Source organism: Thermopetrobacter sp. TC1 (assembly GCF_000746275.1).
Taxonomy (GTDB): Bacteria; Pseudomonadota; Alphaproteobacteria; order Rhizobiales; family Aestuariivirgaceae; genus Thermopetrobacter.
The window spans coordinates 89,433-100,810 of sequence record NZ_KN050831.1 but is presented as its reverse complement, the minus strand read 5'-3'; the positions used below and the strand labels follow the sequence as shown (position 1 = coordinate 100,810).

Below are 11,378 nucleotides of genomic sequence, written 5' to 3'. Positions count from 1 at the left end.
TCCTTCTTGCGCCTTGATGCATTCGTTCGCGGCTGAACAGTTGCTTGTCCCTCATCCTGTCAGGAGCCGGATCCAGACCGGTGCCTGATGCATTCCAACAGGGGCGCGAAGGCATGCGAGAACATCAAAGGGGTGGGTCATGACGCAGGTGGCAGCCAGGGGCAAACAGAATGTCATCGTTGCGATCCTGGGCGCGATCGCCATTGCGTTGATGGTGGCGATCTATTTCCTGCCGGTGTGGTGGGTGTCGCTGACGGCGCCGCAATATCCGAAAACGGCATTCCCTGAGGGCATCCGCATTCACTTTCACATGAACGGTGTCTTCAACGGATGCCCGAGAGTGCAGAAGAAAGAGATCGAGGAAGAGGTCGTTCTCGACTGCGTGCACGAGATGGACGCCATCAACCACTTCGTCGGCATGTATCCGACCGGTGCCGGCGGTGTGGTCGAGAAGGCCTTCTCGCCCTTCCTCCTCTTCTTCCTTGCGCTTCTGGTGCTTGGCTTCATCATACCGCAACCCAAGCTGCGCTTTGCGGTCACGATGGTGGGCTGGGCGATCATGGTGGGCTGGATGTACATGACCATGATGACGCCCGGTGGCATTCGCTATCAGCCCGCATCCTACATCAAGTCGCTGGTTACGGCCCTCGGTGAGGGCAAGGAGGAGGCCGGCGAGGAGCTTTCGCCCATCATCGCCAAGCTGGAGGAGGAGCTGAAGAAATCCGGCAGCTCCTTCGTGAAGGCGGAGGAAGTGCGCTCCAAGCTCGAGGAAACGGGCCAGAAGCAGCTCTCGGAGATCATCGGCCAGCTCAATCGGGGCGGCGAGGGCATGCAGACGAAATCGCTGAAGCAGATCCTCGAGGAGGCCAAGCAGAAGGGCGAAGGCAAGGAGGTGAACATCGAGATCCTCCGCCAGGCTTTCCTGACCGATCAGGCGAGAAAGCCGCCGGAGAAGCGCCAGAAGTGGACGGGTTCGGGCATGCAGGTGCTGCTGTGGCACTATGAGAAGACGCTGGGCCGCTGGTTCAATGATCCCAAGCGCAATGTCCCGCTGGTGAAGACCATGACGACGGCGGCCTGGGCCGTGTTCTGGGGGCTGATCATCATTCCGCCGATCCTCTTCTTCCTCGGCTCCTTCGGCCCGCGCATCTTCTACTGGCTGATGGGCATCGTGCCGGCCCTGCTGCCCGTGGCCTTCGTGGTGGAATATTCCGCCTGGCTCTACTGGTTCGGCCACAACATGAGCCCGATGGGGGCGTTCACGCTGAAGCCCTTCATGCCGACGGTGTTCGGTCAGGGCAAGGTGGCGCAGTTCACCACCCACTCCTACCCGCACATCGGCTTCTTCCTGATGCTGGCGGTGGCGGTGGTGATGATCCTGGCCGTGCTCATCCGCCGCAAGCAGCTGAAGGAACAGGAGCAGCAGGCGGCCTGAATGCTTGCTCACGCAAAGTTGGCATGGACGGCTTTTCGCGAAGCCGTCCATGCCCCTCAACTCCGGTGATGCGCGCAAGCCATCCTTCTCCCGCTCTGTGAGATGGTAACCTGATCTTGATCAAGTCTCGCAGTGCCGTCTGGCAGTAGACATTCAAACATGAGCAGGCTGATCACATACGGACTGTCGGCTCCGGCAGGGAGCGTTCGCCAGCGCACGAGGCGGTTTTTGCGCGTGTTCCGTTCAGCGAGCGATGGTGCCGTTGCGTTTGCGGCGCTGTGCCGCCTTGCCCTGCTGGGGCTTCTCATAACGGTGCCGGCACCGGCCTTTTCGGCGGAAAAGCTCATTCCGCTGCAGCCGATTATCGACAGGGCCAAGCCCAATGAGGTGATCCTGCTCAAGCCGGGGCGCTATGCGGGCAATGTGGTAATCACCAAGCCGATCACGCTCATGGGCGACGGGCCGCGGGATAAGGTGATCATCGATGCCGGCGGAAAGGGCTCGGTGCTGGTTCTGAAAACGGACGGCGCCACCATCCGCAACCTGACCCTGGTCAATTCCGGTGATCAGTACAACGACCTCGATGCCGGCATTCAGGTGCGCGGCAATTTCAACATCATCAAGGACGTGCGCATCGACGAGTGCCTGTTCGGCATCGATCTGCAGCAGTCCAACAGCAACATCATCAAACGCAACGAGATCTCGTCTAAGAAGAGCTTCAGCCTCGGCCTGCGCGGTGACGGAATCCGCCTATGGTATTCCAAGAACAACCGCATTAAGAACAACCGGCTGCATCACGTGCGCGATCTCGTCATCTGGTATTCCGCCGACAACATCATCGCCAACAACACCGTCTCGGAGGGGCGCTACGGGCTGCACTTCATGTATTCCCGCTACAATTTAGTGGAGCACAACACATATCTGCGCAACTCCGTTGGTATCTATCTGATGTATTCCGACTCGGTGGTGGTGCGGAACAACCGGGTGATGCAGGCGATCGGCGCGGCCGGCATCGGTATCGGTTTCAAGGAGGCGAGCAATCTCGACATCCTCGATAACGAGGTGCTGTACAACTCCATCGGCCTTTATCTCGATGTGTCGCCTTTCCAGCCGGATACGACCAACCGCATCTACCGCAACACCATTGCCTTCAATGACGTTGGCGTGCGCTTTCTCAACGACTGGCACGGAAACCTTTTCCGGGACAATCGCTTCATGAGCAACATCCGGCAGGTGACCGTCTCCGTCTTCGCCTCGGCCAAGCGCAACGTCTGGGAAGGCAATTACTGGGACGATTACGAGGGCTACGACTTTGATGGCGACGGCTTTGGTGACACGCCTTACAGACTTTTCGTCTACGCCGACCGCATATGGATGGATGTGAAGGCGGCTGCCTTCTTCAAGGGCACGCCGGTGCTGACCATGCTTGATTTCCTGGAGCGCCTGGCGCCGTTCTCCGAGCCGTTGCTGATGCTTCAGGATGACAAGCCGCGGATCAGCCCGGAATTCGAGCCCTTGACCAAGGACTATCAGGGCAATACGGGGAACGAAGGCAAGACGCTGGAAACCTTTGGCCAGACCACGGCCGAGACGAAAGCCGGAACATCGCTTGAGGATTTCGATCCCTTCGGTTTGAAGGACGAGAACGTGGGCAAGGGAAAATGAGCAAGAGCAAGACCAAGGGCGGACAGGGCGGCAAGCGCCGCATGAGCCGCCGCGACAGGGAAAAGCGCCGCGCCCTTCTGCTTTCGATCCTGGCGGGAGGAGCGCTCACCGGCCTGTCGCTTGCCGGATACTATCCAATCATGACCTATGCGCGGGCGGAAAACAGGCTGCGGCCGCCCGGGGCCATTGACGAGCATGAGTTCCTCGCATCCTGCATCAAGTGTGGACAGTGCGTGCAGGTCTGCCCGGTGGAGGCCATTATTCTCGGCGACTTCACGGACGGCTTCGGCAATGGCGCACCTTACATTATCGCGCGTGATCAGGCCTGTGACTTCTCCTGCGATGCCACGCAGTGCATCCTGGCCTGTCCGACAGGAGCCCTCTCGCACGAAATCGACAAGAAGGAGCAGGTGCGCATGGGCCTTGCGGTGCTCACCCGCCCGGATACCTGCCTGGCGCGCAAGGGGCTGGGCTTTAAGGGCCTGGCGCGCGGAGAGAACTTCAAGGGCAAGCATCGCTACATCGAGGTGGATCGCTGGAATCCGATCCTGATTGCCGATCATCCCTATGATCTGGAGCTGTGCGACCTGTGCGTGCGCGAGTGTCCGATCAAGGGCGCGATCAAGCTGGAGCCGATGAGCGATGATCCCAACGACAAGCGCAAAACGCCGGTGGTGACCGACAAGTGCGTCGGCTGCGGCATGTGCGAGATGATCTGTCCGGTGGAACCGCCTTGCATCGAGGTGATTCCCCGCAAGAAATACGGGGAGGCGTGAACCATGAACCTGTTCGCCGAATCCCTGCGCCAGATGCTGGGGGCGGAGCCGCGCCGCCCGGAAAAGGACGATTACACGGAAGAGGCGCGCAAGCTTCACGAATTCAAGAAAACGCCGGAGGAGCGTGAGCGGCGGCGCCGGCTGCTGGCTGAGGAGCTCGCCAACAAGAAGGAGAGCTTCGCCTGGCGCAAATGGCGCTGGCCCTCGATCATCATCATCAATCTGCTCTTTGTCGTCTCCTACTATTACGACATCCAGCTGGTGGAAGGCGCGCTGACCGCCTCGCGCGTGCTCGGCTTTCATTTCGCCGATCTCAACTCCGCCCTGCAGGTGATGCTCGCCTTCAAGGAGGTGCTGATCAACCTCGCCATCGGCGTTACCACCGTGGCGGTGCTGTGGTGGCTGGTGGGCGGGCGCTCCTTCTGCGCCTGGGCCTGCCCCTATCACCTGCTCTCGGAATGGGTGGAGATGCTGCACGTGCGTCTGGCGGCGAAAGGCTGGGCCAAGGACTATCAGCTGGACCGGCGGCTGCGCACGGTGCTCTATGTGGTGTTTGCCGTGCTGGCTTTCGTCACCGGCTATACAGTGTTTGAATGGGTCTCGCCGGTGGGCATCACTTCGCGCGCGCTCATCTACGGCACGCTGGGCGGCATGGTCTGGGTGGTCCTGCTGCTGCTGATCGAGCTGTTCTTCGTGCGCCGCATGTGGTGCCGCTACATGTGCCCCATCGGGCTGACCTATGCGGTGGTGGGATCGGTTTCGCCGACGACGGTGCACTATGATCTCTCCAAGTGCCTGCATGAGGGCGAGTGCCGCAAGGTGTGCCTGGTGCCGCATGTGCTGGAGATCACCAAGAAGGGACGCGCCACCAAGGCCCAGATCGACATCGGTGCCGACTGCACCCGCTGCGCCATGTGCATCGAGGCCTGTCCGACGGGCGCCCTCTCTTTCCGCATCAAGGGGCTGGACAAGCTCCTGTGAACCGGAACACAAAGGCCGCAAGGGGGAGGGGCGCAGAGAATATCGGGCGCCCCTTCTCCATGACGGGAGCGAGCACGGGTTTGTGAGTGGAACTCTTGAGTTTGGTCAAGGCGGCAGGTTTCGCTTGCATCAAATGTGAACTTGGTCTCTTGCTGGTCTGTAACAGTAACCACTAAAGGGCAGAGGCGGCCGATGATCGAGTTGAAGAACGTGGTCAAGACCTTCCGGCGCACGCGGGTGCTGGACGGCCTGTCGCTGACCATCAACGACGGTGACCGCATTGCGCTCATCGGCTCCAACGGCGCCGGCAAGACCACGATGATCCGCTGTATCCTCGGCGAATACGTTCATGAGGGGGATGTTCTGGTCAACGGCCTTTCTCCGCGCCGGGATCGCATCGCCGTGCTGCGTCATGTGGCCTTCGTGCCGCAGATGCCGCCGCCCTTGCGCATGCCGGTTCGGGATCTCGTGGCCTTCGCCGCCCGCCTGTGCGGCACCACACAGGCGCGCATCGGCGAGATTGCGGCGCGCATGGGGCTGGACATCGAGGAGGTGGCGCGGCGGCCGTTTCTGAAGCTTTCCGGCGGTCAGAAGCAGAAACTGCTGATTGCCATCGCCATGGGCCGGGATGCCGACATCCTGATCATGGACGAGCCCACGGCCAACCTCGACCCGGCGGCGCGGCAGATCCTTTTCGATCTGCTGTCCGAAAATCTCGACAAGACCATGATCATCTCCTCGCACCGGCTGGAGGAGGTGGCCATGCTGGTCAACCGGGTGATCGAGCTGGACCGCGGCCGGGTGGTTCTGGATGACAGGGTGGAGGATGCCATCGATCCCGGCCTGAAGCAGAAGGTGCGCATAACCCTGCGCCGGCCGGATGAGGCCTTCGCCAAGGCCATTTCCGAATGGGGGTTCACAAGCAGCGACAATGTGGAATGGTCTGGCGTTATCGCCGGGCCGGACCGGCTGCGTTTCCTTGGCATGCTTGCCCGCTATTCGGGCGTTCTTGCCGAGGTGGAGATGCGCGAACTGGCGAGGGAGGCGGCGTGATGCCCCGGGCTTCGCGCAGAGGATTCCTGATCGTCATCGCCGGCGGCATGGCGGCTCTGCTTGCTGGTTGCAAGGAAAAGACCGGGCCGGAGAAGATCCGCTATGACCGCGAGGTGTGCGAGATCTGCAACATGATCATCTCCGATCCGCGCTTCGCCGCGGAAATCCGTGACCCTTCCGGAAAAATTCACAAGTTCGATGACATCGGTGATGCCATCCACTGGATGATCCGTCAGGACTGGTACAAGGCGGGGCAGAAGCCGAAGGAATTCTGGGTGAAGGATTACAAAACGGGCAAGACCTGGCTTGATGCCTACAAGGCCTATTACGTCTCCGGCCTGACCACGCCGATGGACTACGGCTTTGGCGCCGTGGCGGAAAAGGTGGAGGGGGCGGTCCCTTATGCGGAGATGGAAAAGGCCGTTATCGAAAAGGGCTTGAGCTCGCGCTGTCAGCATCTGGACGAACTGGAACCGGGCAAGTGAACACGTGGGCCTTTGCAGGCAGCCCCGGGTGCTCGGGGCGCCGGCGGGGCAGGGGAGGAGCAGGAAGGACCATGCCATCGATACTGCATACGGCCTGGCTGGACATTTCGGAATCGGTGCGCACCAAGTGGTTCGCTCTTTATGCGCTGGTTTTCGGCGGACTGATCGCGGTGCTGTTCATCTTTGGCCTGACCGAATCCCGTGTTATGGGGTTTACGGGCTTGTCACGCATGCTGGTGACCTTCATTCAGCTGACCATGGCCATCCTGCCCATTTTCGTGCTGCTTTCCACGGTGCGCTCGCTGGTGGGAGATCGTGAGGCCGGCGTTTATGAATACATGCTCGCCTTTCCGGTCTCCCTGGCGGGATGGTACTGGGGGCGGTTTTCCGGCCGTTTTCTGGTGGTGTTCATCCCGGTGTTCGCGGCCATGGCCATTTCGCTGATCGTGGGGCTGTTCATGGGCGCGGAAGAAATCCCGTGGCGGGATTTCGCCTGGTATTCCGCCCTTCTGGTCTCTCTGGCCTTCTGCTTTCTGGGCATTTCCTTCCTGGTTTCGGCGCTGACGCGCTCTTCCGATGTGGCGCAGTCCGTGGCCTTTTTCCTCTGGCTTCTGATGCTGATGTTCCTCGATCTGATCCTGATCGGCCTTCTCATTCAGTTTCAGACGCCGGCGGGAATCGTTGTGGGCCTTGCGCTGACCAATCCGCTTGAAGTGTTCCGCATCGGCGCGATGATGCTGTTCGATCCGCAGCTCATCCTGCTGGGGCCGGCGGCCTATATCATTCTCGACCTGTTCGGCTATTACGGCTTCATGGCCTATGCGCTGCTCTATCCGCTGGTGCTGGGCTTTGTGCTGGCGGGTATCGGCTATTGGGTGTTTAAGCGCACGGATCTTCCCTGAGCATGATCGTGCCTTAGGCCAGGGTCAAACATTCAGCGGGCAACGGGGCCGTGGCCCTGGCGATGCTCCACGAGAAGGGCAAGCCCCCAGAGGATGATGGCGCCGAAGACGATAAGCCAGAGATAGACGGCGAACCAGGCGATGACGAGCACCATGGTCATGATGGCAAGCCCGAGCAGGGCGAAGCGCCAGCCCGTCTGATAAAGCCCGTCCAGAGCAAGGCTTAAGCCCACGATGAGCATGGTGACGAAACCGGCGGCGGGAAAGGTCATGCGCCCGGCCTGCAGGAGCATGTGCACGATAAAGAGCGCAAACAGCGCAATCAGCCATTGCAGCCCCTGAAGGGCGATCGGCTGCAGCATGGGTTCCTTGCCGGCATGCAGGCGCACGCCGGTTGCCCCCATGGTGGCGATGGCAAAGAGCACGATGGTCACCGCCCAATAGCGGTATCCCAATGCAGGCGAGGCGTTGGTGAGCGCCATGCCCAGACCGGCAAGGGCCAGGGCGATGAAAAACAGCACCTCATAGAGCACCCGGTAGTGTCCCTGCAGGTTCGTTGCCTCGGCATCAGTTCCTTGCACCGTTTTTGCCGTCTGCGCCGGTGTGGAGGAGGGGCTGTTGCTCTTCTTGCCTTCGGTCTTGTGCTCTTCGCTCATGGTCTTTCTCGTTCTGGTGGTGATCGGCCCTTCTCGATGCTGGCGCAAAAGCCGGGCGGGAGCAAGGGCGGGCGGAAACGGTCATGCCCGCTCGGTAAGAAGGCGCAAGGCCAGCCAGATCATGATGAAGGCGATGCTTCCGTCCAATATCCGCCAGCTTGCCGGGCGTGAAAACAGGGGCGCCAGCAGGCGCGCCCCGTAGCCCAGGGAATAGAACCAGATGAAGGATGCCAGCCCGGCCCCCGCTCCGAAGGCCCAGCGGGCAGAGCCATATTGTGTGGACAAGCCCCCGATGAGCACCACCGTGTCCAGATAGACATGCGGATTGAGGAAGGTGAAGCCGAGAACGGTGAGGGGTGCCTGTTTGAGCGGCATTTCCTTTTCCGCCGGCCGCAGGATGTGGGGATGCAGGGCCCGGTGCAGCGCCAGCAGGCCATAGAAGGCAAGAAAGGCCGCACCGGCGTAACGGACGATAGTGATCAGCAGCGGATTGTCAGAGAGAAGCGTGCCGAAGCCGGCAATGCCGGCCATGATCAGCAGCAAATCGGAGAGAGAGCAGATCAGGCACAAGATGAACACATGAGAACGCGCCAGGCCCTGACGCAGGATGAAGGCATTCTGCGCCCCGATGGCCACAATCAGGCTGCCGCCCAGCGCCAGTCCGGCCAGGGCGGCCTGCATGGCTGTTGCTGCTTGTGCCACAGGTGTTAAGCTCCCGCTTTCCGTGCATTTGACCCCAGCCTGACATGGGGCCAGAGCGAATGCAAGGAGGGGAGCTGAAGCGATGATCTTCTCGTTATGACTGATGGTGCATGCGCGAATCCCAATGCCCTGCCTGATACGGCGGCTGGCCGGGGCGCAGGGCAGGCCCATGCCCGTCAATGATCAGCCTCTCATGATGCCGGCTGCAGGACTTCCTCAACACGGATGAGGCGCTGCGGGTAGTGCGTCTGCAGCCAGCGGCGCTCGGTTTCGGTGATCACGATATCCTCAACGCCGGTGATCATGGCCTTGATCAGATAAAGCGGCGTTTTGCCGAGCGTGGCCATGTAGGCATGGCCGAGGACGAACACGAGCATGAGCCAGGCGCCCATGGTGTGCAGAAAGGCAATGACCTTCAGCCAGCTGCCCGAAGAGGAGACCGCGGCCTGCCAGAAATCATAGGTGAGATAGGCAATCCCGGAAATCCACAGCACCGGACCGATGAAGGCCATCAGGCCGAAATAGGCCAGGGCCTGCAGGGGGTTGTGCTTGCGGCGCAGGGTTTTCTTATAGGGGTGCTGCTCGCCGCGCAGGATGCCCCAGGCATAATAGCGGGCGATTTTCACGATCATGGTCAGCCAGCCGCGCACGGCCTGGGCGAAGGTGGGGGCCTCTTCCGCCTCTTCCAGCAGCGGCACGAAGTGTCGCCAGGTGCCGGTGGTGAACTGCCAGAAGATGGTGAAGATCCACAGAATCATCAGGGCAACGGCGGCAAGGACGTGCAGGGTATGCGCCGTCTTGAAGGAGAAGAGCGTAATGGCGCCATGGATGGTGAAACCGGTGAGCAGCAGCAGGATGATCAGCGCCGCCTGCGTCCAGTGCCAGAAGCGTTCATAAAGGGTGAAGATCTGCACCTTGGCGAGGTAGGTCTTTTCGCCTTCGGCATTAGTGATGTTCGGCGTTTTCTCAACCATGGCTCAAGCCCCCCTCTTGCCGGTGTTTGCGCGCATGATGCGCAACAGGGCATGGCCGATGCTGGCCAGCAGGGTCAGGCCCGCAAGCAACAGCCCAAGCCCGTCCAGCCAGCTCCAGCGGTCGCGGCCGGGCATGTAAAAGCCGGCGAGTGCGGCAAGGCGGCCGTTTTCGCGCACGTGGCATTCATTGCAGGCCAGGGCCTTTTCCTTGGGCGCCACCATGTGATTGATCGGCCAGAGCATGCGCGTGTTCACGAAGCCGAACTTGCCGGAATAGGGCCGTTTGGCGATTTCCATGCCCTTGGCGATGGCCTTGGCAAAATCGAGATTGCCCCAGAAAGCGGCGTCATCCTCGCCCCACAGGTTGATATGGGCAAGCACGTTGCGCTCCGCATCATAGGGCTGCACCGTCTTCATCACCTTGAAGGGCATGATGCGGGCCTTGGGATCATCGGCGGAGCCTTCCACGCGGTTGATCCACACCGGCTTTGACGGATCGATGCGATCCTCAGGCAGCGTCCAGCGCACGGTGCCATTGGCCCACATATAGGTGGGCACGACGTTTTCGGCCCACTTGAACGTGCCTTTCATGGACACGTACGTGTGGCGCTTCTTGCCGTCGCCCTGCGTGTAGCCCTCTTCGGCGTAGGGCTTGCCATCCTTCAGACGGCCGGCGGTGGACCAGTCCCAGAACACCTTGGTGGCCACGCCGCCGCGGGCGAAGGCGGGAATATGGCAGGTTTCGCAGGCCACCCGGTCTGTATGATTGTTCAGTTTCCAGCCGACGGGACTGCTCCAGTCATGCGGCGCGGTACCGTGGCACTGGGCGCAGGAGGTTTTCTGGCGCGGCGCACCGGGCGGGCGTTTGCCGTCATCGCCCACGTTCATGACATAGCGCGAGCCGGACCAGACATGGCCGGCGCCCACGTGACAATCGGTGCAGACAAGGCCGGCGCCGCCCTTTTCGCGGCTGCTCATGTGCACATCGACATCGCGCGGCGGATCAAAGAGAACGGAGGAGAGATCGCCATGCTTCACGTTATCGCCGCCGCCGCCATAGAAATGACACTTGCCGCAGTTCTTGCGGGTGGGCAGGCCAACGTGCTGCGCCGCCTCGGTAAAGGGCACGGGCTTCTTGGGCGCGAATTTCTTGCGCACCTTGGGATGGCCGGGCGTGACCACCGTCTTGAAATACTTGCCCGTCTGATCATGGCAGACGAGGCAGTCCATGTTCTCGACCTTATCGAGATCGTATTCCGGCCCCGCCCGGTTGAAGCCGGCATGGCACATGGCGCACATGCCCTCGTTGCCAAGGGCGTTGGTGCAGAAGGCGTTGATCACGCGCTCCTTGCCCAGCTTCTGCCCCGTCTGCGGATTGGTGTAGAGCCAGGTCCAGTGCACGTTGTGACGCAGCTGTTCGGCCGCCTTGTTATGGCAGGAGAGGCAGGCCTTCGTCACTTGCGGGCCGGATTCAAAAGGCCCCTGCAACTCCTTGAATTTGCTGTGATCCGCTGTGGTGGAGAGATTGCGCAGGATGGTCTGGGATATGATCGTCTGCTTGTTCCCGGGGGGTGCTTTGGCCGATGGTGTGGTTTCTGCGGCCTGCGCGCCGGCAAGCATCATGGTGGAGGCAAGACCGATTCCCAGGATCAGGCCTTTTAAGCGCAACGGAGTCATGGCTGCGGTCTCCCCCTGCAAGAGCTGTTCCGGCCCGGATTTGCCCTGACAAGACATTCTTCAGGCCGGTCG

General features: G+C 61.0%; 11 protein-coding genes. 7 read left to right on the top strand and 4 right to left on the bottom strand.

All coding sequences use genetic code 11. The annotated features are described in order from the left end of the window. The first annotated feature begins 139 nt into the window (after positions 1–139). From EK16_RS10785 to EK16_RS10755, 7 genes are all read left to right on the top strand, one after another. Positions 140–1,435, top strand: coding sequence for a hypothetical protein (locus EK16_RS10785; RefSeq protein ID WP_038037013.1), 1,296 nt, complete (start codon positions 140–142; stop codon positions 1,433–1,435). Between the two features lie 234 nt (positions 1,436–1,669). After that, a complete protein-coding gene (nosD, locus tag EK16_RS10780) occupies positions 1,670–3,100 on the top strand; it encodes a nitrous oxide reductase family maturation protein NosD (RefSeq protein ID WP_051929274.1) in 1,431 nt (476 codons plus the stop codon). After that, a complete protein-coding gene (locus EK16_RS10775; RefSeq protein ID WP_038037011.1) occupies positions 3,097–3,876 on the top strand; it encodes a 4Fe-4S dicluster domain-containing protein in 780 nt (259 codons plus the stop codon). The genes nosD and EK16_RS10775 overlap by 4 nt, the downstream gene beginning before the upstream one ends. A 3-nt stretch (positions 3,877–3,879) precedes the next feature. Beyond that, positions 3,880–4,857 (top strand): NapH/MauN family ferredoxin-type protein, encoded by a 978-nt coding sequence (locus EK16_RS10770; protein ID WP_038037010.1) that lies wholly within the window; start codon positions 3,880–3,882, stop codon positions 4,855–4,857. 192 nt (positions 4,858–5,049) lie between these two features. After that, the gene (locus EK16_RS10765) at positions 5,050–5,910 is read left to right on the top strand and encodes an ABC transporter ATP-binding protein (protein ID WP_038037009.1); all 861 of its coding nucleotides are present in this window, start codon (positions 5,050–5,052) and stop codon (positions 5,908–5,910) included. Beyond that, positions 5,910–6,395 carry a nitrous oxide reductase accessory protein NosL gene (locus EK16_RS10760; protein WP_038037008.1) on the top strand — a complete coding sequence of 162 codons (486 nt, stop codon included), beginning with the start codon at positions 5,910–5,912 and terminating at the stop codon, positions 6,393–6,395. Before EK16_RS10765 ends, EK16_RS10760 begins: the two co-directional genes overlap by 1 nt. 71 nt (positions 6,396–6,466) lie before the next feature. Then, positions 6,467–7,297, top strand: coding sequence for an ABC transporter permease (locus tag EK16_RS10755; RefSeq protein ID WP_038037006.1), 831 nt, complete (start codon positions 6,467–6,469; stop codon positions 7,295–7,297). 32 nt (positions 7,298–7,329) lie between these two features. On the opposite strand, the gene EK16_RS10750 is transcribed toward EK16_RS10755, so the two are convergent. The 4 genes from EK16_RS10750 to EK16_RS10735 all read right to left on the bottom strand — a co-directional run bounded on the left by EK16_RS10750 (position 7,330) and on the right by EK16_RS10735 (position 11,306). Continuing rightward, positions 7,330–7,953 (bottom strand): hypothetical protein, encoded by a 624-nt coding sequence (locus EK16_RS10750; RefSeq protein WP_038037004.1) that lies wholly within the window; start codon positions 7,951–7,953, stop codon positions 7,330–7,332. An 81-nt stretch (positions 7,954–8,034) separates the two neighbouring features. Then, a complete protein-coding gene (locus EK16_RS10745) occupies positions 8,035–8,634 on the bottom strand; it encodes a LysE/ArgO family amino acid transporter (RefSeq protein ID WP_038037003.1) in 600 nt (199 codons plus the stop codon). A gap of 212 nt (positions 8,635–8,846) precedes the next feature. Beyond that, positions 8,847–9,629: a cytochrome b/b6 domain-containing protein gene (locus tag EK16_RS10740; protein ID WP_051929273.1), complete on the bottom strand. Its 783-nt coding sequence runs from the start codon at positions 9,627–9,629 to the stop codon at positions 8,847–8,849. Positions 9,630–9,632: 3 nt separating this feature from the next. Continuing rightward, complete coding sequence (locus EK16_RS10735; protein WP_038037001.1) at positions 9,633–11,306, bottom strand: tetrathionate reductase family octaheme c-type cytochrome; 1,674 nt, start codon at positions 11,304–11,306, stop codon at positions 9,633–9,635. Between the last annotated feature and the right edge of the window lie 72 nt (positions 11,307–11,378).